The organism is Methylobacterium sp. D48H, assembly GCF_053345715.1.
The window spans coordinates 363,562-382,970 of record NZ_JBKFAP010000001.1; the positions used below are offsets into that span (position 1 = coordinate 363,562).

At 70.1% G+C, this 19,409-nt stretch carries 19 protein-coding genes and 1 tRNA gene; 3 read left to right on the forward strand and 17 right to left on the reverse strand.

Annotated features, from left to right (window positions below):
• Nucleotides 1-80 precede the first annotated feature (80 nt).
• From ACLBX8_RS01900 to ACLBX8_RS01940, 9 genes are all read right to left on the reverse strand, one after another.
• Entirely contained in the window at nt 81-1,946 is a 1,866-nt protein-coding gene (locus ACLBX8_RS01900) for an ABC transporter ATP-binding protein (protein ID WP_447697729.1), read from the reverse strand.
• Nucleotides 1,947-2,034: 88 nt separating this feature from the next.
• Nucleotides 2,035-2,622: a protease inhibitor Inh/omp19 family protein gene (locus tag ACLBX8_RS01905; RefSeq protein WP_447697730.1), complete on the reverse strand. Its 588-nt coding sequence runs from the start codon at nt 2,620-2,622 to the stop codon at nt 2,035-2,037.
• A 171-nt stretch (nt 2,623-2,793) separates the two neighbouring features.
• Nucleotides 2,794-3,618 (reverse strand): succinate dehydrogenase iron-sulfur subunit, encoded by an 825-nt coding sequence (locus tag ACLBX8_RS01910; RefSeq protein ID WP_024831121.1) that lies wholly within the window; start codon nt 3,616-3,618, stop codon nt 2,794-2,796.
• Between the two features lie 85 nt (nt 3,619-3,703).
• The gene (sdhA, locus tag ACLBX8_RS01915; RefSeq protein WP_056521268.1) at nt 3,704-5,521 is read right to left on the reverse strand and encodes a succinate dehydrogenase flavoprotein subunit; all 1,818 of its coding nucleotides are present in this window, start codon (nt 5,519-5,521) and stop codon (nt 3,704-3,706) included.
• A gap of 31 nt (nt 5,522-5,552) precedes the next feature.
• Nucleotides 5,553-5,972 (reverse strand): succinate dehydrogenase, hydrophobic membrane anchor protein, encoded by a 420-nt coding sequence (gene sdhD, locus ACLBX8_RS01920; RefSeq protein WP_042674306.1) that lies wholly within the window; start codon nt 5,970-5,972, stop codon nt 5,553-5,555.
• A gap of 10 nt (nt 5,973-5,982) precedes the next feature.
• Nucleotides 5,983-6,384, reverse strand: coding sequence for a succinate dehydrogenase, cytochrome b556 subunit (sdhC, locus tag ACLBX8_RS01925; protein WP_026604731.1), 402 nt, complete (start codon nt 6,382-6,384; stop codon nt 5,983-5,985).
• Nucleotides 6,385-6,513: 129 nt separating this feature from the next.
• Nucleotides 6,514-7,764 (reverse strand): SLC13 family permease, encoded by a 1,251-nt coding sequence (locus ACLBX8_RS01930; RefSeq protein ID WP_447714747.1) that lies wholly within the window; start codon nt 7,762-7,764, stop codon nt 6,514-6,516.
• Between the two features lie 275 nt (nt 7,765-8,039).
• On the reverse strand, nt 8,040-8,618 hold the full coding sequence (locus ACLBX8_RS01935; protein WP_447697731.1) for a hypothetical protein: 579 nt from the start codon (nt 8,616-8,618) through the stop codon (nt 8,040-8,042).
• 155 nt (nt 8,619-8,773) lie between these two features.
• Nucleotides 8,774-10,267, reverse strand: a complete 1,494-nt coding sequence (locus ACLBX8_RS01940) for an AMP nucleosidase (RefSeq protein ID WP_091978059.1) — start codon at nt 10,265-10,267, stop codon at nt 8,774-8,776.
• 125 nt (nt 10,268-10,392) lie between these two features.
• On the opposite strand from ACLBX8_RS01940, the gene tsaA reads away from it, so the two are divergent.
• Both tsaA and ACLBX8_RS01950 read left to right on the forward strand, forming a co-directional pair.
• Nucleotides 10,393-10,902 carry a tRNA (N6-threonylcarbamoyladenosine(37)-N6)-methyltransferase TrmO gene (gene tsaA / locus ACLBX8_RS01945; RefSeq protein ID WP_447698131.1) on the forward strand — a complete coding sequence of 170 codons (510 nt, stop codon included), beginning with the start codon at nt 10,393-10,395 and terminating at the stop codon, nt 10,900-10,902.
• On the forward strand, nt 10,899-11,591 hold the full coding sequence (locus tag ACLBX8_RS01950; protein ID WP_447697732.1) for an SGNH/GDSL hydrolase family protein: 693 nt from the start codon (nt 10,899-10,901) through the stop codon (nt 11,589-11,591). Before tsaA ends, ACLBX8_RS01950 begins: the two co-directional genes overlap by 4 nt.
• A gap of 124 nt (nt 11,592-11,715) precedes the next feature.
• Here the strand turns inward: ACLBX8_RS01950 and guaA are convergent, their stop codons facing one another.
• The 8 genes from guaA to ACLBX8_RS01990 all read right to left on the reverse strand — a co-directional run bounded on the left by guaA (nt 11,716) and on the right by ACLBX8_RS01990 (nt 18,618).
• Nucleotides 11,716-13,272, reverse strand: coding sequence for a glutamine-hydrolyzing GMP synthase (guaA, locus tag ACLBX8_RS01955; RefSeq protein WP_012317458.1), 1,557 nt, complete (start codon nt 13,270-13,272; stop codon nt 11,716-11,718).
• Between the two features lie 187 nt (nt 13,273-13,459).
• Entirely contained in the window at nt 13,460-13,879 is a 420-nt protein-coding gene (locus ACLBX8_RS01960) for a hypothetical protein (protein ID WP_447697733.1), read from the reverse strand.
• Nucleotides 13,876-14,211 carry a hypothetical protein gene (locus tag ACLBX8_RS01965; protein WP_447697734.1) on the reverse strand — a complete coding sequence of 112 codons (336 nt, stop codon included), beginning with the start codon at nt 14,209-14,211 and terminating at the stop codon, nt 13,876-13,878. Before ACLBX8_RS01965 ends, ACLBX8_RS01960 begins: the two co-directional genes overlap by 4 nt.
• A gap of 296 nt (nt 14,212-14,507) precedes the next feature.
• Nucleotides 14,508-15,875 carry an NTP/NDP exchange transporter gene (locus ACLBX8_RS01970; RefSeq protein ID WP_447697735.1) on the reverse strand — a complete coding sequence of 456 codons (1,368 nt, stop codon included), beginning with the start codon at nt 15,873-15,875 and terminating at the stop codon, nt 14,508-14,510.
• 108 nt (nt 15,876-15,983) lie between these two features.
• Nucleotides 15,984-16,739 (reverse strand): NADPH-dependent F420 reductase, encoded by a 756-nt coding sequence (locus ACLBX8_RS01975; protein WP_331326459.1) that lies wholly within the window; start codon nt 16,737-16,739, stop codon nt 15,984-15,986.
• Nucleotides 16,729-17,634, reverse strand: coding sequence for an aldo/keto reductase (locus tag ACLBX8_RS01980; protein WP_447697736.1), 906 nt, complete (start codon nt 17,632-17,634; stop codon nt 16,729-16,731). The genes ACLBX8_RS01975 and ACLBX8_RS01980 overlap by 11 nt, the downstream gene beginning before the upstream one ends.
• 114 nt (nt 17,635-17,748) lie before the next feature.
• Complete coding sequence (locus ACLBX8_RS01985; protein WP_447697737.1) at nt 17,749-18,087, reverse strand: hypothetical protein; 339 nt, start codon at nt 18,085-18,087, stop codon at nt 17,749-17,751.
• Between the two features lie 75 nt (nt 18,088-18,162).
• Complete coding sequence (locus ACLBX8_RS01990) at nt 18,163-18,618, reverse strand: CHRD domain-containing protein (RefSeq protein ID WP_447697738.1); 456 nt, start codon at nt 18,616-18,618, stop codon at nt 18,163-18,165.
• Nucleotides 18,619-18,877: 259 nt separating this feature from the next.
• On the opposite strand from ACLBX8_RS01990, the gene ACLBX8_RS01995 reads away from it, so the two are divergent.
• Nucleotides 18,878-18,954, forward strand: a tRNA-Met gene (locus tag ACLBX8_RS01995).
• Nucleotides 18,955-19,409 lie beyond the last annotated feature (455 nt).

Consider the following 19,409-nt stretch of genomic DNA (forward strand, 5'->3'; position numbering starts at 1 on the left):
AAGCCGCAGTGTGCGGCGCGGCGATAAGGTCGCCCCTCGATCGTAGCGGTATGTTGCCGGCAATCTCGCTCCTCCGACGCTCAGGCGACGGCGCTGTCGTACCGGGCCGTCCCGTCGTCGAGAAAACCGCCCGACTGCCGCGACCACAGCCCGGCATAGACGCCGCCGGCGGCGACCAGTTCGGCGTGAGTCCCCTCCTCGATGATCCGACCGCGGTCGATCACGACCAGCCGGTCGAGGGCCGCGATCGTCGACAGGCGGTGCGCGATGGCCAGCACGGTCTTGCCGGCCATCAGCGTGTCGAGCGATTCCTGGATCGCCGCCTCGACCTGGCTGTCGAGCGCCGAGGTCGCCTCGTCGAGAATCAGGATCGGCGCGTCCTTCAACATGACGCGGGCGATGGCGATGCGCTGGCGCTGGCCGCCGGACAGCTTGACGCCGCGCTCGCCGACCTGGGCATCGTAGCCGCGCCGGCCCTTGTGGTCGACGAGATCGGCGATGAACGTGTCCGCGTGGGCGAGCCGCGCGGCCCGCTCGATCTCCACTTGGGTGGCGCCGGGGCGGCCGTAGGCGATGTTGTCGCGGATGGAGCGGTGCAGCAGGGAGGTGTCCTGGCTGACCATCGCGATGGCCTCGCGCAGGGATTGCTGGGTTACCGTCGCGATGTCCTGGCCGTCCACCAGGATCCGCCCGCTCTCCACGTCGTAGAGCCGCAGGAGCAGGCCCGCCAGGGTCGACTTGCCGGCGCCGCTGACGCCGACCAGTCCGACCTTCTCGCCCGGACGGATCGTCAGGGAGAAATCCTCGATGACGGTGGCGTCGCCGCGCCCGTAGTGGAAGCCGACCTCCTCGAACCGGATCTCGCCGCCGGTGACGGCGAGCGTCCGCGCGTCCGGCGCGTCGACGAGGGCGTGCGGCCGGGCCATCGTCTGCATGCTCTCCTGGACCACGCCGACATTCTCGAAGACGCCGCGCACGGTCTGCATGACCCAGCCCGACATGGCGATGAGCCTGAGGACCAGGGCGAGCCCCGCCGACGCCTCGCCGGTCGTCATGCCGCCGTCGCGCCACAGCACGAGGCAGGCCGCGCCGGTGGCGATCAGGAGCCCGCTGTTGAGCAGGCCGAGGAGGCTCGTCGTCAGGGTGACCAGCCGGAACTGGTGGAGATAGGCGGCGGTGTGGACTTCCACGGCGTCCTGCACCGCGGCCCGCTCCTCGCGGTCGCGGGCGAAGAGCTTCACCGTCAGAATGTTGGTGTAGCTGTCGACGATGCGGCCGATCAGCGTCGAGCGGGTGTCGGCGGTCTTGTGCGAGCGCGCGCGGGCCCGGGGCACGAACCACGCGGTCAGGGCCGCGTAGGCGGCGATCCAGAGCAGCACCGGGACGGCGAGCCACGGCGAGATCGCGCTGAACAGCCCGACCGCGGTGATCGCGTAGATCGCCACATACAGGAGGGTGTCGATGAAGACGACGGCGAGTTCCCGCACGGCCGGGCCCACCTGGACGACGCGGTTGGCGAGCCGTCCCGAGAAGTCGCCCTGGAAATACGAGAGCGCGTGCCCGAGGGTGTAGAGATGCGCCCGCCAGCGGATCTGGCTGGTCGATTGCGGCACGACGAGCTGGTTGGACAGCACCTCGTGGGCCCAGATCGACAGCGGTCGCACCACGGCGATCAGCAGGACCACCAGCCCGAGCTCGACCGCGTGGTCTGACAGCACCGTCGCCCGGTCGGCCGAGCCGAGCAGGTCGATGAACCAGCGCATCACGAGGTAGAGGGAGGCCTCGACCGTGCCGGCGATCACCGCGATGACGAACAGCGCCGCCAGGGCGGCGCGGATCGGGCGCAGGTAGAACCAGGCGAAGCCGAGCACCGACCGCGGCGGCATCCGCGCCTCGTCGAAGGGCGCGAAGGGGTCGACGCGGCGTTCAAGCCAATCGAGGAACATGTTGACGGGGGCGTGACGCGGCGGGAGCCCCTCATGTAAGCGCCTCCCGCCGCGCGCCAACCGCGCGGCGTGGTCGCGCCGCCCGGCCTCAGCGGTTCAGGGCGAGGGCCGCGCCGGACTTGGTGAGGGCGCCTTCCAGGCCGCCGCCGCCCTGGCGCAGCCGCGCCGCCACCGAGCCGCCCGGCTGGTAGAGGTAGACCTCGCCGTCGCGGAAGTCCCAGGCCGAGACCCGCGCGAGATCCTTGTTGGCGCAGCCCGAGGCCGTCGCCCGGTAGAGGTCGAGGGCCGGGGTGCTCGACAGCGTGACCTTGCAGTTCGCACCGGTCGCGTCCCGCGCATCCCAGCTTCCGACCACCGATGAGCGGCCGCCCGTGGCGACCGGCGGCGGCGGCGCCGGCGGGGCGACCGGCTCGGCGATCACAGTGGGGCCGCCGGCAAGCGGCGCGGCCGCCTGGGCACCGGGCGGGGGCGGCGCGTCGGGGCTCGCCGCGACGCCGGGCGGCGGCGCCAGCGGGGCCGCCGTCACCGTGCCCGACGGCATGGCCGGCACCGTGTCCAGGGACGCCTGGGGCGACGGCCCCCGGGTGCGCGGCCCGTCGAGGCGGCTAGAGGCGCAGGCGCCGAGGCTGGCGGCCAGACAGAGAACGGCGAACGTCGACAGGCTCGGGCGCAGCATCGGTCCACTTCGGGTCAGGATTCACGGCGCGGAGGCGCTTCGATCCTGACTCCGTGGCAATTGCGCTGTCCGCAAGGCAGCCCTCTCAGCCCAGGCCAACTCTGCTGCGGAGAGCCGGCCTTTTCGGCCGGGTGTGGCCCTCAGGCCTCAACACCCGACTCGACTGCGCGATCAGAGCGTGCGCTCGACCATCATCTTCTTGATCTCGGCGATGGCCTTCGCCGGGTTCAGGCTCTTCGGGCACGTGTTGGCGCAGTTCATGATCGTGTGGCAGCGATACAGGCGGAACGGGTCGTGCAGGCCGTCGAGGCGGTGGCCCGTGTTCTCGTCGCGCGAGTCGATCAGCCAGCGATAGGCCTGCAGCAGGGCCGCCGGGCCGAGGAACTTGTCGCCGTTCCACCAGTAGCTCGGGCACGACGTGGTGCAGCACGCGCACAGGATGCACTCGTAGAGGCCGTCGAGGCGGGAGCGGTCCTCCGGCGTCTGGCGCCACTCCTTCTCGGGCGCGGGCGTCTCGGTCTGGAGCCAGGGCTCGATGGCGGCGTGCTGGGCGTAAAAGTTCGTCAGGTCCGGCACGAGATCCTTGAGGACCGGCATGTGCGGCAGCGGGTAGATCCGGATCGCACCGTCCTTGTCCTTGCGGGTCATCACCGGCAGGGCGTTGTCGGGGCTCTTGCACTCGTCGATGCCCATCGTGCAGGCGAGCGCGTTCTGCCCCTCGATGTTCATCGCGCAGGAGCCGCAGATGCCCTCGCGGCAGGAGCGGCGGAAGACCAGCGTCGAGTCGACCTTGTTCTTGATCCACAGCAGCGCGTCGAGGACCATCGGGCCGCAATCCTCGCGGTCGACCTGATAGGTGTCGATCCGCGGGTTGGCCCCGTCATCCGGGTTCCAGCGGTAGATCTTGAAGGTCTGCAGGTTCCTGGCGCCGGGCGGGGCCGGCCAGGACTTGCCCTGGGTGATCTGGGAATTCTTCGGAAGGTTGAACTGAGCCATGGTTCTCGACGGCTTCCGCTGGAGCAGGACGCGGCGGCCGGAGGGGGGAGGCCCCGCCGCCGCAGTCGTTGTGCAGAGTTGCAGATCAGTACACGCGCGCCTTGGGCTCGATGTACTGGATCTCGTTGGACATCGTGTAGGTGTGGACCGGGCGGTAATCGATGACCACTTGGTGCTGGCCCTCGTCGAGCCAGGACAGCGTGTGCTTCATCCAGTCCTTGTCGTCGCGGTCCGGGAAGTCCTCGCGCGCGTGGGCGCCGCGGGATTCCGTGCGGTTGGCGGCCGATTCCATCGTCACCACCGCCTGGCCGATCAGGTTGTCGAACTCCAGGGTCTCCAGGAGGTCGGTGTTCCAGACCAGCGACCGGTCGGTGATCTTCACGTCGGCGGCGGCGTTCCAGACCTTGTGGATCAGGCCCTTGCCCTCCTCCAGCACCTCGCCGGTGCGGAACACGGCGCAGTTGTTCTGCATCGTCTTCTGCATCTCGGCACGGAGTTCGGCGGTCGGCGTTGAGCCGTTGGCGTAGCGGAAGCGGTCGAGGCGCTCGAGCGCCTTGTCGGTCGCGCCCTTCGGCAACTCCATGGCCCGGCCGTTCGGCTCGACGATCTCGGCGCAGCGCTTGCCGGCGGCGCGGCCGAAGACGACGAGGTCGATCAGCGAGTTCGAGCCGAGGCGATTGGCGCCGTGGACGGAGACGCAGGCCGCCTCGCCGATCGCCATCAGCCCCGGGACCACCGTGTCGGGGTTGCCGTCGCGCAGCGTCAGCACCTCGCCGTGATAGTTCGTGGGGATACCGCCCATGTTGTAGTGGACGGTCGGGATGACTGGGATCGGCTCCTTGGTCACGTCGACGCCCGCGAAGATCCGCGCGGATTCCGAGATGCCCGGCAGGCGCTCGTGCAGGATCTTCGGGTCCAAGTGGTCGAGGTGCAGGTAGATGTGGTCCTTGTTCTTGCCGACGCCGCGGCCGTCGCGGATCTCCATGGTCATGGAGCGCGAGACGACGTCGCGCGAGGCGAGGTCCTTTGCAGACGGCGCGTAGCGCTCCATGAAGCGCTCGCCCTCGGAATTGGTGAGGTAGCCGCCCTCGCCGCGGGAGCCTTCGGTGATCAGGCAGCCCGCGCCGTAGATGCCGGTCGGGTGAAACTGCACGAACTCCATGTCCTGCAGCGGCAGGCCGGCGCGCAGCACCATGGCGTTGCCGTCGCCCGTGCAGGTATGGGCGGAGGTCGCCGAGAAATAGGCGCGGCCGTAGCCGCCGGTCGCCAGGATGGTCATCTGAGCGCGGAAGCGGTGGATCTCGCCGGTGGCCTGATCGAGGGCGATGACGCCGCGGCAGCGGCCCTCGTCGTCCATGATCAGATCGAGGGCGAAGTACTCGATGAAGAAATCGGTCTGGTTCTTCACCGCCTGCCCGTAGAGGGTGTGTAGCATCGCGTGGCCGGTCCGGTCGGCCGCCGCGCAGGTGCGCTGGGCGGTGCCCTTGCCGTAATCGGTCGTCATGCCGCCGAACGGGCGCTGGTAGATCTTGCCCTCCTCCGTGCGGGAAAACGGTACGCCCCAGTGCTCCAGCTCGTAGACGGCGGCGGGCGCGTTGCGCACGAGGTACTCGATGGCGTCCTGGTCGCCGAGCCAGTCCGATCCCTTCACGGTGTCGTACATGTGCCAGCGCCAGTCGTCCGGGCCCATGTTGCCCAGCGAGGCCGAGATGCCGCCCTGCGCCGCCACCGTGTGCGAGCGCGTCGGGAACACCTTGGTGATGCAGGCGGTGCGCAGGCCCGCTTCCGAGCAGCCCACCGTGGCGCGCAGTCCCGCGCCGCCCGCGCCGACGATCACGACGTCGAAGGCGTGATCGTGGATGGTGTAGGCAGGCCCGCTGCCGTTTGTGCCGTTGGCGGCCATGTTCGGCTCCTCGAGATCGATGTTGGCGGGGTCAGGCCGGCTGTCCGAAGCCGATGCGCAGGACCGCGTAGAGGCAGGCGACGGCCACGACGACCGCGTAGGCGTTGTTGGCGAACACCGCCGCGATCTTCGTCGCCGGCGCGTGCACGTAGTCCTCGATGATCACCTGCATACCGAGGCGCATGTGGACCGTGACCGACAGTAGCGCCAGGATCAGGAGGATCGACACCAGAGGGGTCGCGACGAGGAGCCGCGCCTCCGGGTAGCCGCGGCCCGCCATCTTGGCGATGATCACCACGAAGCTCAGCATCAGCACGACGTTGGCGACGGCGGTCAGCCGCTGCAGCCACCAGTGCCCGGCGCCGTGATGGGAGACGCCGAGGCCGCGCACGCGGGCGCGCGGCGTGCGGATCGAGACGCGCGTGTCCTGCCGGACCTCTTCCTTAGCCATGTCGTCCTCCTCAGCGGACCAGAAGGGCGACCGCCCAGATGACGAGGGTGAGGGCCACCGAGCCGATCAGCGTCAGCCGGGCCATCGAGAGGCGCTTCTCCCGGTCGAAGCCGACGCCGGTGTCCCAGATCAGGTGCCGGATGCCGCCGAGCATGTGGTGCATCAGGATCCACGTGTAGACGAACAGGATCAGGCGCCCGAAGATCGAGCCGAAGAACCCGGCCACGTAAGAGTAGCCGGCCGGTCCCGAGGCCAGAGCCACGAGCCAGATCGCGACGAGAGCAGTCCCGCCGTAGAGCGCGGTGCCGGTGATGCGGTGGAACACCGACATCGCCATCGTCCAGGTCCAGCGATAGATCTGGAGATGCGGCGACATGGGCTGAGCCACTGTCGGGCGGGCGGTGGGTGCCATCGTGTTGAAGCCTCGCAGCTGCGAACTGGACCGTCTCTAATCTGGTAGCGCTAGAGCCTGAGCGGGCAACCCGCAATCCGTCATGGTGCGGCGCAATGTGCCCTCTGGGGCGACACTTTGCCGATTCTGTCACTTCAGCTGTCCCAGGAGGCGCCACCACGCGTAGTCGAGCGGCGCCGCCACGAGGAGCGACAGGAAACCGAAGCTCAGGGTGAGCCGGGTCGCGTCCCGGAGACGGACCCGCCCGAGCTCGCTGGCGAACACGATCGGGGGCGCCTGATAGGGGAAGAACAGTGTCGAGTAGCCGATCACCTGCAGCGAGACGACCGCGAAGGGTGACAGGCCGCTCGCCTCCGACATCTCGCCCGCGAGCGCCGTGTACAGGGCCGGGGCGCCGTTGGCGGTGACGAGGAGGGTCAGCACCGTGGCGATGCCGGTGAGCACCGCGAAGTTCTGCGTCGGCGCGTCGCGCGCCAGGGGGGCGACGGTCAGCAGCAGATGGCCGAGGCGCTCGCCGAGCCCGGTCTCGTTGACGAGGGCGACGAGGCCGAGCAGCGCCGCGATGTAGAAGCAAGTCCGCAGGTTCACCTGTTGGAATGCCTCCGGCGGCAGGACCCCGATCCGCGGCAGCAGGCAGACGACCGCGGCGGCGAGGCCGACCCAGGCAGGGGCAAGGCCGTGGAGGCTGTCGGTCATCCAGAGGATCAGCGTGCAGGCGAGGATTACCGCGAGGCGCCGCTCGGGCGCGGACAGCGGGGGCAGATCCGGCAGGGCCGGAGCGGCGGAGCCGAGGTTGTCCGGGAACAGCCGGACGATGAGGCCGACGAGCAGCACGCCCTTCACCAGCGCCAGGACCGGGGCATGCAGAAGGAAGTAAGAGAGGTACGACAGGTGTAGGCCGAGCAGGTGCTCGGCCGAGCCGGCCATCACGAGGTTCGGGACGTTGGCGGGCAGGATCGCCGCAGAGAGGATCGGGGTGGCGAGGCCGACGGCCAGGACCGCACCCGTCCGCCCCGGGCGCCCGGCCGCGAGGCCGAAGGCGTCGCAGAGTGCGAGGGTGACGGGGATCATCAGGGCAATGCGGCCCAGATTCGACGGCATGACGAAGGCGATGAGGAAGCTCAGCGTCACCAGCCCAGCGATGAAGCGGCCGTAGGAGCCGGAGAGCCGCAGGGCGAGGGTGCGCGCCATCCGGGCGCCCAGGCCGGTCCGGGTCATGCCCTGCCCCACTACCATGCCGGACAGGACCAGCCAGAACGCGGAGGATGAGAAGCCCGAGAACACCGTCGCGGCCGAGCCGAGACGCAGCAGCATCGCCAGTCCGAAGAAGGCGAGTGCCGTGACGATCTCGGGCAGCAGCGCGGTCGCCCACAGGCCCATGCACAGCACGAGCAGCCCCGCCGTCGCCGCAACCAGTCCCTCGCCGCTCACCGCGATCGTCCCCGCACCACGCTACGCCGGAAGCGGCATCCTCATCGGATTGGAACGGTTCGCAATTCGGGACTTGTTGAGCGAGCCTTCGCCTGCGGCGAAGGCTGTGGATCCGGTGGGCCGATCTGGCCCAGGGGTCCTCACGACATTGCCCGACCGAAGGCCGGCCGGGCGTCGCGCGGTTTCGAGGATGCGCCGCGGGGACGAGACCCGCGCCGCCTGACTCAGTAGCCGTAGCCGTAGTAGTCGTTGCAGGCAGCCGGGTCGTAGGCGCCGTAGCCGTAAGTGTAGGCGCAATTGTCGTAGCCGTAGTCGAGACCGCCCAGGCCGTAACCGACGCCGAGGCCGAGCCCGAGGCCGGCGAGTCCGTAGCTGACGCCGCGTCCGTAGCGGTGGCCGTAATAGCCGCGGTTGACGAAGCCGCGACCGGCGATCCCGCGGTTCCCGACCCCGCCGAACCGGCCGGCCTGGTTATATCCGCCGGCCCGCAGGCCGCCGGTCCGGACGCCGCCGACGCCGGCCGCGCCGAGCCCGGCCCCGCGGAAGCCGCCGCCCAGTCCGCCGACCCGCGCCCCGCCGACGCCGTTCTGGAAGGCGCCGCCGCCGAAGCCGCCGTTCCGGAACGCCCCGCCGCCGACACTGCCGCCGCGGAAGCCGCCGCCGAAACCGCCACCGTGGAAACCGCCCCCGCCGAATCCGCCGCCGTGGAAGCCACCGCCGCCGAAGCCGCGGGCATCGGCGACGGTCGGCGCGAACGCGACGGCCGTCAGGAGGGCGGTGGAGACGAGTGCGATACGAGTCATGGGAAAGCTCAGCCTGATGTGTGGTGCTTTAACCACTCAACCCGGCTCTAAGGCGGCTGTATCCAAGCTTGAGTATGACCGATGGCGTGGCAGTCGGTCGCTGAGTTGGCGATATGTACGTCGGGCTCGAACGTCACCCTGGACTCCACGAAGTCTCACCGGAAGGGCGGTTCATCGAAACTGCGCAGCTTGCGCGAGTGGAGACCTTGCCGATCGGCCCGAAGAACGTCGAGGGCCGCCAGCCCGACCCGGAGGTGCTCCGAGACGGCCCGGTCGTAGAAGGCGTTGGCGGCACCCGGGAGCTTGATCTCGCCGTGGAGCGGCTTGTCTGAGACGCAGAGCAGCGCGCCGTAGGGAACGCGCAGGCGGAAGCCCTGGGCGGCGACCGTGCCACTCTCCATGTCCACCGCCACGGCGCGGGACTGGTTGATCCGACGCCGCTCCTGGCTGAAGCGCAGTTCCCAGTTGCGATCGTCGTAGGTCACCACCGTGCCGGTGCGCAGGCGCCGCTTGAGCGCGTCAGCCTGCTCGCCCGTTACCGCGGCGGCGGCGTCCTGAAGGGCGACCTGCACCTCGGCGAGGGCCGGCACCGGCACGTCCGGCGGCACGAGCTCGTCGAGGATACGGTCGCGGCGGAGGTAGGCGTGCGCCAGCACGTAGTCGCCGATGGTCTGCGACTGCCGCAGGCCGCCGCAATGGCCGACCATCAGCCAGCAATCCGGGCGCAGCACCGCGAGGTGGTCGGTGATCGTCTTCGCGTTCGAGGGGCCGACGCCGATATTGACCAGCGTCGTGCCCTGCTGGGTCCCGTCGGAATCGCGCGCCACCAAGTGGTAGGCCGGCATCTGATGGCGATGCCAGGGCGAGGCGGCGATCACAGCGGCCGGGTCTGCATCGGCCGCCTCGGCACGGGTCACGGACACGCCACCCGGCAGGACCAGCCGCTCGAACCCCTCCGCGCCCGAGGCGAGCCGCTCCAAGCCGTGGCGGACGAACTGGTCGACGTAGCGGTGATAGTTGGTGAGCAGGATCCAGGGCTGGACGTCGCGCCAGTCGCAGCCGGTGTAATGGACGAGGCGCCGGAGCGAGTAATCGACCCGAACCGCGTCGAACAGCGCCAGGGGCAGCGGCTCGCCAGGGATCTGGTCGAACAGTCCGTCCGCGATCTCGTCGCCCACGAGCGACAGGAGCGGCACCGGGAAGTAGGTGGCGAGGTCAGCGCCGTCGACGGTCCGCCCGCGCGCGTCCAGCCCGGCCTCCAGCACGTAGGGATAGGGAATCTCCTGCGCGCTGAGACCGACCTCGAGGGCGATGCCGTAGTCGGCGATCAGCGGCTCCAGCTGGCGGGTCAGGTACGTCCGGAAGAATCCCGGATGCGTGATTGTGGTGGCGTAGGTGCCGGCGGCCTGGAGCTTGGCGGTGGCGCGCCGGACCCGGGGCAGCGGCCCGTCCGGGCGGTAGCTGATCCGCAGCTCCGGGTAGCGGAAGGCGAGACGCTCCGTGGCGTCCGGCGGCGGCCCGCCGGCGAGGTAGCGCTCCAGCGCGGTCCGCAGGGCGCCGGCCGCGTCGTCGTAGAGCTCGACCAGCCGGTCGATGGCGGTCGCGGCATCCGCCACCGCCTGCATCGGCCGCAATTCCCGCTCGATCATGTCGCCTCCGTTCCTGCTGCCGGATCTACACCCCGCGCCATCCGGGGGCGAGATGCGGGGTTGCGAGCCGCGGACACATGGCCGACAAGCCGGCCGGCGCGGAGCGCGGCGGCGAGGACGCGGGCATGGACACGGGGCTGGACGCGGATGAGTTCGGGACCCGTCCCGGTGAAGAGAGGGCCGCCCTGCCCGCGACCTTCGACGCGGGCCTCCACTTCATCGGCCGGCTGCGCACGCCCTGGCAGGCGCGGTCCGACTGTCCGAAGAACGGCCTGCAGACCGACGCAATCTGCACCGTCGAGGTCGACCCGGCCTACGCCCCCGGCCTGCGCAACGTCACGGGGTGCACGCACCTGATCCTCCTCTACTGGATGGACCGGGCGACCCGCGGCCTCGTGATCCAGCGGCCGCGCCACGCCGACGGCCCCAGGGGCACGTTCTCCCTGCGCTCGCCCGCCCGTCCCAACCCGATCGCCCTGTCGGTCGTGGAACTGCTCGACCGCGTCGGCGACACGCTCCGCGTGCGCGGGCTCGACTGCCTCGACGGCACGCCGCTCCTCGACATCAAGCCCTACTACGCCTCGACGGACGCGCGGCCCGACGCCCGCGTCGACCGGGCCGGGGCCGAGCCGTGAAGCGCGTCGTTTCCCTCGTTCTCGGCGGGCTCGCCCTCCTGGCGATCGGCGGCTTCGCCGGGTGGCGCCTGCACCGGCCGGGGGCCGACGCGCGGGCCTACGCCGAGATGCGCCTGATCGCCGTGCAGGTCAGCCTCGACGAGGCGCCGCCGGACTACGTGTTCTGGGCCGGCGATTCCCAGGTGGAACTGCAGCCCGGTAGCCAGCGCCCCTGCGGGCTCGATTTCCTCAACGGCGGGATCAGCGGCGCGACCGCGGGCAGCTACGCGGACTATCTCGCGCGCCTGACCTTCAAGGTGCAGCCGCGGCTCGCGATCCTGACCATCGGGACCAACGACATCCTGGTGAAGAACAACCCGCAGCTGCACAAGCCGACGGAGCAGTTCGAGGCCGCCGCCGAGACGATCGTCAAGCGGCTGCAGACCCTCAGCCCGCGCGTCGTGGTGACCGCCCTCCCCCCGGTCGGTCGCGAGATCGGCAAGCTGGTCGATGCCGGCGCGGTCGCGGATTACTCGCGCCGGTTGCAAAATCTCTGCGGGCGGCTCGGCTGCGTCTTCACGGATCCGTTCGCCGCCCTGCGCGACGGCGATACGGGCTACGCCAAGCCCGGCGCCCTGCGCGACGGGCTGCACCTCGCGGCGTTCCGGCCGGCGCTGAAGGCGGTCGAGCCGGCGCTCTGCACCCCGTGAGGGCGGGCGCCGCGTCCCTGCGAGCGAACCGATCCAGGAGCGCGCCACGGATCGAAGCGTCACGCTGCCCTGAGTCGCTTCGCTCCGCTCGCGATGACGGCGCGGGATCGGGCCGGACGCCGGCTCACTCCCACTCGATCGTGCCGGGCGGCTTCGAGGTGATGTCGTAGGTCACCCGGTTGATGCCCTTCACCTCGTTGATGATCCGGGTCGCGACCCGGCCCAGGAAGGCCATGTCGAACGGGTAGAAGTCGGCGGTCATGCCGTCGACCGAGGTGACGGCGCGCAGCGCGCAGACGTGGTCGTAGGTGCGCCCGTCGCCCATCACGCCGACGGTCTTCACCGGCAGGATCACCGCGAAGGCCTGCCAGATCGTGTCGTAGAGGCCGGCCTGCCGGATCTCGTCGAGGTAGATCGCGTCGGCCTTGCGCAGGGCCTCCAGCTTCTCGCCGGTGATCGTGCCGGGGCAGCGGATCGCCAGGCCCGGGCCCGGGAACGGGTGGCGGCCGACGAAGCCCTCGGGCAGGCCGAGCTCCTTGCCGAGCACCCGGACCTCGTCCTTGAAAAGCTCGCGCAGCGGCTCCACGAGCTTCATGTTCATGCGCTCGGGCAGGCCGCCGACATTGTGGTGGCTCTTGATGGTCACGGACGGGCCGCCGGTGAACGACACGCTCTCGATCACGTCGGGGTAGAGCGTGCCCTGCGCGAGGAACTTCGCCCCGCCGATCTTCTTCGATTCGGCCTCGAACACGTCGATGAACAGGCGGCCGATCGTCTTGCGCTTGATTTCCGGGTCGCTGACGCCCTCCAGAGCCGCGAGGAACATCCCCGACGCCTCCACGTGGACCAGCGGGATGTTGTAGTGGTCGCGGAACAGCGCCACGACCTGCTCGGCCTCGCCGAGGCGCAGGAGCCCGTGATCGACGAACACGCAGGTCAGCTGGTCGCCGATCGCCTCGTGGATGAGCACCGCCGCCACCGCCGAATCGACGCCGCCCGACAGGCCGCAGATCACCTTCTCGGAGCCGACCTGCTCGCGGATCTTGGCGATGGCCTCCTCGCGGTAGGCGCCCATGGTCCAGTCGCCCGAGCAGCCCGCGACATCGCGCACAAAGTTGCGGATCAGCAGGGCGCCGTGGGGCGTGTGCGCCACCTCCGGGTGGAACTGGACCGCGTAGTAGTTGCGCGCCTCGTCGGCCACCGCCGCGAAGGGCGCGTTCCTGGAGATCGCCACGGTGGTGAAGCCGTCCGGCAGCTTGGTGACGCGATCACCGTGGCTCATCCAGACCGGGTACTTCTCGCCCTTGTGCCAGACGCCCTTGAACAGCGGGCAGTCGGCCAGGATCTCGACCTCGGCGCGGCCGAACTCCGCGTGGTGGCCGCCCTCGACGGCGCCGCCGAGCTGGGCCGCCATGGTCTGCTGGCCGTAGCAGATGCCGAAGACCGGGACGCCCGAATCGAACACCAGCTGGGGCGCGCGGGGCGAGGCCTCGACGGTCACCGATTCGGGGCCGCCGGAGAGGATCACGCCCTTGGGCTTCTGCTCGCGGAACGCGGCCTCGGCCTTCGTGAAGGGCACGATCTCGCAGTAGACGCCCTCCTCGCGCACCCGGCGTGCGATGAGCTGCGTCACCTGAGAGCCGAAATCGACGATCAGGATCTTGTCGTGGTCGGTGTTCATCGCGGGCGATTATCCGAAGCCCGCGGCGCGTGCAACGCACAAGTCCGGATTGTCCGGCCTTCCGACGTGCCGTCACCGACGGAATGCCGGACCCGACCGTCAGGTCCCGCGCGTCGCCGTCGCCCCGTCGGTGCCGGCGCGGCCAGCCGCGCGCGGCGGTCTCGGCTGGCCCGACGCGCGCCAGCTCTCAGTCGAAGTTGCGGACCTTGGCCGAGCCACCGAGGCTGATCGCGGGTTTCGCGGCGGCGCCGGCGAGGCTCACCTTCTTCTGGCCGGGCGGGGTCTTGGCGCGCAGCTGCGGGGCGGGCTCGGGAGTCGGTCGCGACGGCTTCAAATGCGCCTGGCCGTGGATCACCGAGCCGATCTCTCCCGCCACGCGGATCAGGTCCTCGCGCTCGCAGGAACGGGCGACCTTCAGCCCGAGCTTGTGCATGTGGCTCTTGCCGTAGAGGTAGGCGGCGAGCTGCGCGCGCTTCAGCGGCGGGATCTGCTCCAGGATCAGCGGCAGGTCGAAATCGTCGGCCCGGTACACAGAGCCCAGAACCTCGAGGGTCACCGGGCAATCGACTTCGGGCTCGGCGCCGCTGGTCGGATGCGCTTGCGTCATGGATGCCTCTCGGAGGTCGATGGATCGGGACCGGGCTCGGATGCCCCGGAGCCGGGGTCGAGTTCAACCCCTATCGGAACGGTGAGGTTCGCAATCCTGTCCTGCGCGGGCGCAGGCGTCGGTGGCGGGACCGGTTCGGGCTTCCAGGCGCCCAGGCAGCCGGTGCAGACCGATTCGATCACCGCGCGGGCATGAGCCTGCCGGCGGGCCCAGAGCATCTCCCGGGCGAGGCGCGCCGCCTCGGCGTCCGGCAGCGGGCGGATGCGGACGAAGAGCGGCTCCTGCGCGGCGACGGGTGCCGGTGTCAGGGCGAGGAGCCCGAGCAGCGCCATCGCGGGATCGGCGGCACGCCACCGGCGCCGCGGCGCCGACCATGCAGGTCCCGCCATGTCACTCTCCCGCCCGGATCGAGCGCGATACCTCACCCGTCAGGGTAAACCGCCTCTTAACGGCCGCCGCGGCCGCGCGGAACTTCACCTCGGGAAGCCGGTAGAACCAGGGGGGACCGAGCGGGAGACGGCTTGATGCCTCAGATGTTCGACTGGATCTTCTTCGCGATCATGCTGCCGTTCCCGGCCTATCTGGTCTGGGACTTCATGCGGCATCGATAGGCGGGGCGAAACGGCACTCACCCGCCGGGCGCAGCGGCCGCGCGGCCGACCGGCGCGGTCCGTTCGGGCTCGATGCCCGGCTCCGCCGCCTGCTCGGCCCGCCGCCGCTCCTGCGCGCGCCCGAGCCAGACGCTGTTCACGAGCCACGCCATCGACAGCGGGATCGCGGCGCCGGCCACGCTGGCGCTGCCGAGCCCCATGCCCTGGATGCCGGTGAACGACCACGCGCCGACCTGATCGCCCAACCGGTAGACCACCGTGTCGATGAAGCTCTTCGCCTTGTAGCGGTCCTCCCGGGGGACGACGGTGAACAGCACCTCGCGCACCGGCCGGGCGATCGCGAAGTTCCCGGCCCGGCGGAGCACCTGGAACGCCACGATGACGCCGATCGTCGGCCAGAGCGCGAGCGCCGCGAAGCCGAGGATGCTGAAGGCCGGGAGGATCGCCAGCGTCAGGGCGACGCCGATTCGGTTCACGATCCGGCCCGTGAGGAACAGCTGGATGCCCAGCGTGAGGACGTTCACCGCGAGGTCGACGCTGGCGAAGAACGCCGTCTGCGCGCCGCGGTCCGGGAAGCTCCGCTTCGCGATGCCCGCCTGCTCGAAGTACAGGAACGTCGAGGTCACCGAGAACAGCAGCAGGAACAGCGAGATGTTGAGCAGGTAGGGCGATGCGAGGGCCCGGGTGACGCCGGCGAGCACGCTTCCGCCGATCGTCCGGTCCTGCCCGTCCTCGGCGCCCCCGTCGCGGCCCGGCACCTCGTGCAGCTGCGTCGACAGCGCGGCGAGCCCGCGCATGCAGAACACCGCGACCTCGAGGAGCGCCACCGCGCACAGCATCAGGCCCCAGGTCGGGACGTTCTTGGCCAGGATCGCCGTGGTCGCCGAGCCCGCGATGGCGCCGAGCGTCGCGCCGGCCGCGATGAAGCCGAACAATCGCTTGCCCTGGGCGTTCGAGAACACGTCGACGATCGTCGCCCAGAAGATCGAGACCACGAACAGGTTGAAGATCGACAGCCAGACGAAGAACACCCGGCCGATCCACACGCCCCACTCGGCGGGCGCGAGGTAGAGCGTCAGCGCGAACGCCAGGATGTTGGCCGCGAAGAACCGATAGGTGATCGGCACGAACCGCGCCCGCGGCATCCGTTTCACCAGGTAGGCGAAGGGCAGGTTGAGCGCGAGCATCCCCACGAGGGTGGCGGTGAACAGCCAGGGCAGGTTCTCGATGCCGCCGGCGACGCCCATCTGGTCCCGGATCGGGCGCAGGACGTAGTAGGCGGCCAAGATCGAGAAGATGTAGGCCCACGACCAGACCAGCGCCCGGCCCTCGCCGGGCTGAACGTCGATCAGGCGCGCGAGCGTGCCGCGGGCGGGTTCAGGCATGGGCCGATCTCACCGGAATGGGCTTCTTCCCCGGACGGGCCTCCCTCGGGGAAGGCTCGGTCGGACCCCTCGCCGTTGCGGGGCCCGGCAAGGGGCCGGGCGACGCGCCTACTTCGCCAGTCCGAGTTTCTCGCGCATCTCCGGCGCGGTGACGTCGTGACCGAAGCCCGGGCTGCCCATGGCGAACTTGTCGGCATCCTTGAGCGGGCCGACCACCACCGGGTCGAACCCGGCATCGCGGACGAGGCCCTCGGCGACCTTCAGCGCCTCCGGGTCGTCCCCGGCGATCGGGATCGCCATCCGCCCGCCCGCACGACCCTTGCCGCCGTCCGCGCCCTCCTTGGCGAAGATCTTGTAGTTGGCCGCGTTGAAGGCGCGCACGATCTTGGCGCCGGGGAAGTACTTGGCCGAGGTCGCGCCGATCCCGCTGGCCTGGACCTCGTCGTAGAGCGCGCCGTCGCGCTTCTGCGTGGCGTTGCCGGCATCGAGGACGACCTTCCCCTTGAGGGACGGGCCGATCTCCTTCGCGAGGTCCGGATAGGCCTTATAGGGGACGGCGATGAACACGGCGTCGCCGAACTTGATCGCCTCCTCGGGCGTGCCGGCCCTGGCCTTGGGCCCGAGCTCCGAGACCATCGCGGCGAGCTGCTCCGGGTGGCGGGAGGCGAACATGACCTCGTGGCCGTCCTTGACCCAGAGCGACCCGATCGTGCCGCCGATGTTCCCGGCGCCGATCACGCCGATCCGGATCTTCTTCGCGCCGTCCTGGGCTGCGGCGGGCACGGCCGCGGGAAGAGCGGCGGCCACGGCGAGGCCGGCCGCGAGGGCGAGCGCCGCGCGGCGCGAGATGAGATCAAACCGCATCGATGAACGTCTCCATCTGCTTGCGCTGCGCCGCGTCGGGCAGCTTGCCCCGCGCGGCCCCGAGGTTGTCCTCGACATAGGCGGCCTTCGCCATGCCGGGGATCGGGCAGGTCACGGCCGGGTTGCCAAGCACGTATTTCAGGAAGAACTGCGGCCAGCTCGCGCAGCCGAGATCCTTGGCGACCGCCGGCAACTCCTTGCCCTGGACCGCCTTGAACAGGCGATCGCGGCCGAACGGCACGTTGGTCATCACCGCCACGCCGCGATCCGCAGCCAGCGGGAGCACGCGCTCCGCGGCGGCACGGTTGTCGATGGCGTAGTTCACCTGGATGAAGTCGAGGCTCTCGCGCCTCATGACGGCCTCCAGGGCGTCGAGCTGGTTGTCGCGCCAGACCGTGACGCCGACGTACCGGACGCGCTTCTGCGCCTTCAGATCGCGCAGGACCGCCAGATTCCCGATCACGTCGATCAGGTTGTGGACCGCTACCAGGTCGAGGGTGTCGACCTTCATGCGCTTCAGCGATCGGTCGAACTCCGCGAGCGTCGCGTCGCGGCCGGTCGTGTCGACCTTGCTGGCGAGGAAGATCTTCTGGCGCAGGCCGGGCTCCGCCAGGATCAGGCCGAGGACGTCCTCGGCGGTGCCGTAGCTCGGGGCCGTGTCGATCACCGATCCGCCGAGTGCGACGAAGGTCTTCACCGCCTCCTTCAGGGGCGCCACCGCCTCGGGCGTCGGCTCGACCTCGTAGCGCCGGGACGTGCCGATCCCGATGGCCGGGAGCGTCTCGCCGGTGGAAGGTATCGGGCGGCGGATCAGCGGCTCGGCCGCCGCGACGAGGCGGCTGGCGAGCGGGGCGATAGCGGCTGCGGCGATGACGGCGCGACGGGATACGGGCATGGCCGGCCTCCGACGGATTCAGGACCCGCCGGGAGATAGGGCGCGTCCGCGCTCTGTGTATTCTTAATTCTCACGCTTCCGCGAGGGATGCGCGCTGCTCCGTCGAGGCTTGGGCTAATCTTCCTCGGGCGGGTCCTCGAATTCCGCGCCGTCGGTATCGGGGGCGATCCGGAACCGGTACTCGTCGATCGCCAGGAACGCCCGATGGGCGACCTGCGGGTCGATCCCGTCGCGGACGACCAGGGTCTGGAAGTCGATGAACAGGCGCGCGACGCGGGCCTCCTCCGACAGGGTGGCCAGGGCGGACGAGCTCGCGCCGGCGCGCATCATGTAGCGCTTGGCCTCTCCGGCCGCGTCTGGCGCGGGCAGGACGACGACCTGACCGGCGGTTTCCGGCTTCAGTTCCGCCCAGCGGACGGGCGTCCAGGCGATGATGGCGTCGGTGTGCTTCATCGAAGGCTCCGGCAGGTGGACGGGGATCCGCCTACCGGGCGCGGCCGGGAACGTCGAGGCTCCCGGCGTTCCGGATCAGGGTGCGCGCTCCATCTGGCCGCGGATCTCGCCCTTCGGGTTCGCGGCGGTGTGGAGGTTGAAGTAGACCTTCCCCGCCTCGAGATCGGCGGCCTTGGCATCGTCGAGGGTCGCCTCGCCGGTGAAGGGGCTGCTCGCCGCCGTCACCGGCACGAGCACGCCGGCATTCTCGCCCGCCTTGGCCGGCCCGTGGAAATGGGCGGCCGTGACCGGCCCGGTGAGGCCGCTGTACTGGCCCGACCAGCTCAGGCGCTTGGTGGCCGGATCGAAGGTCGCGGTGATCTCGCCCTTGCCGGAGGACGCGGTTGCCGGGACCTCGCTGCCGCCGGTGAGCGCCGCGCGGTAGGTGACGTCCTTGCCCGCCGCGACTGCCGGACCCGTGGCGAGCGGCACCCCGAGGACGAGAAGGGCGGCGAGGCTGGTGGTCCAGCGATGGCTCTTGCGCGCTGTCATCGAACGCTCCGCGATCTGACGGGCCGTCGAGCGGCCCGTGCCAAACCTAGCGGGCCGGGACAGGTCGGACATGGCGGACGGGCTGTCGCCGAGCGATTCTCGGTGACAGCCAAGGGTTTCCCTCCCGCGCGCGACGGCACGCGGACTGCCCGACCTCCGGAGGCGCGATTTGCTCACGGGAAGACGTTGACACGGAGCGCCCGCTCTTCCTATACCGCCGCCACTGCACGCATCGTCTCGATGGACGGTCGCGGCTCGTGGCGGGGTAGCTCAGCTGGTTAGAGCAGAGGAATCATAATCCTTGTGTCGGGGGTTCAAATCCCTCCCTCGCTACCAACAGTTTCAGTAATCTTCGTCTATAAATTCAAGTCTCCTCTGAGCGTGCCGGCCTCTGTGTCGGATCTGGGCCGCAGCCGGAACGCTGATCCTGAGGATCGCAAATCCTTCCGCGAGCGGCCGGTCTCCAGCACAATCAGTTCTTCGCTCGAGCGCTTCGGTCGCACGCGAAGCCACTCACTTTTCAATCCCGTCTCGCTTGCCGCGAAGCAATGGACGTCTGGACTTGCTTCAGGGTTTTGTACGGCTTGCCGTCAAGACGGAGATCGGCGCGTCGAGCGCTACCGACCTTTCGATCTCGGCCGGCCCGACAGCTGATCGGGTCGCGACCCTTTAAGGCAGGCGAAGGTTGATGCCGGCGAACACCGTCCCGTCTTGAAAGTTCAGGACGGTGTCCGTCCATCGCATGACGCGGCGGCCACGATTGCCGGGCGGACCGCGGCTGCCGGTCCGGA

Excerpts from the sequence above, each read along its gene's own strand:
- ACLBX8_RS01900 (WP_447697729.1), bottom strand. The coding sequence starts at position 1,946 with ATGTTCCTCGATTGGCTTGAACGCCGCGTCGACCCCTTCGCGCCCTTC.
- ACLBX8_RS01905 (WP_447697730.1), bottom strand. The coding sequence starts at position 2,622 with ATGCTGCGCCCGAGCCTGTCGACGTTCGCCGTTCTCTGTCTGGCCGCC.
- ACLBX8_RS01910 (WP_024831121.1), bottom strand. The coding sequence starts at position 3,618 with ATGGCTCAGTTCAACCTTCCGAAGAATTCCCAGATCACCCAGGGCAAG.
- sdhA (WP_056521268.1), bottom strand. The coding sequence starts at position 5,521 with ATGGCCGCCAACGGCACAAACGGCAGCGGGCCTGCCTACACCATCCAC.
- sdhD (WP_042674306.1), bottom strand. The coding sequence starts at position 5,972 with ATGGCTAAGGAAGAGGTCCGGCAGGACACGCGCGTCTCGATCCGCACG.
- sdhC (WP_026604731.1), bottom strand. The coding sequence starts at position 6,384 with ATGGCACCCACCGCCCGCCCGACAGTGGCTCAGCCCATGTCGCCGCAT.
- ACLBX8_RS01930 (WP_447714747.1), bottom strand. The coding sequence starts at position 7,764 with ATGGGCCTGTGGGCGACCGCGCTGCTGCCCGAGATCGTCACGGCACTC.
- ACLBX8_RS01935 (WP_447697731.1), bottom strand. The coding sequence starts at position 8,618 with ATGACTCGTATCGCACTCGTCTCCACCGCCCTCCTGACGGCCGTCGCG.
- ACLBX8_RS01940 (WP_091978059.1), bottom strand. The coding sequence starts at position 10,267 with ATGATCGAGCGGGAATTGCGGCCGATGCAGGCGGTGGCGGATGCCGCG.
- tsaA (WP_447698131.1), top strand. The coding sequence starts at position 10,393 with ATGGACACGGGGCTGGACGCGGATGAGTTCGGGACCCGTCCCGGTGAA.
- guaA (WP_012317458.1), bottom strand. The coding sequence starts at position 13,272 with ATGAACACCGACCACGACAAGATCCTGATCGTCGATTTCGGCTCTCAG.
- ACLBX8_RS01960 (WP_447697733.1), bottom strand. The coding sequence starts at position 13,879 with ATGACGCAAGCGCATCCGACCAGCGGCGCCGAGCCCGAAGTCGATTGC.
- ACLBX8_RS01965 (WP_447697734.1), bottom strand. The coding sequence starts at position 14,211 with ATGGCGCTGCTCGGGCTCCTCGCCCTGACACCGGCACCCGTCGCCGCG.
- ACLBX8_RS01970 (WP_447697735.1), bottom strand. The coding sequence starts at position 15,875 with ATGCCTGAACCCGCCCGCGGCACGCTCGCGCGCCTGATCGACGTTCAG.
- ACLBX8_RS01975 (WP_331326459.1), bottom strand. The coding sequence starts at position 16,739 with ATGCGGTTTGATCTCATCTCGCGCCGCGCGGCGCTCGCCCTCGCGGCC.
- ACLBX8_RS01980 (WP_447697736.1), bottom strand. The coding sequence starts at position 17,634 with ATGCCCGTATCCCGTCGCGCCGTCATCGCCGCAGCCGCTATCGCCCCG.
- ACLBX8_RS01985 (WP_447697737.1), bottom strand. The coding sequence starts at position 18,087 with ATGAAGCACACCGACGCCATCATCGCCTGGACGCCCGTCCGCTGGGCG.
- ACLBX8_RS01990 (WP_447697738.1), bottom strand. The coding sequence starts at position 18,618 with ATGACAGCGCGCAAGAGCCATCGCTGGACCACCAGCCTCGCCGCCCTT.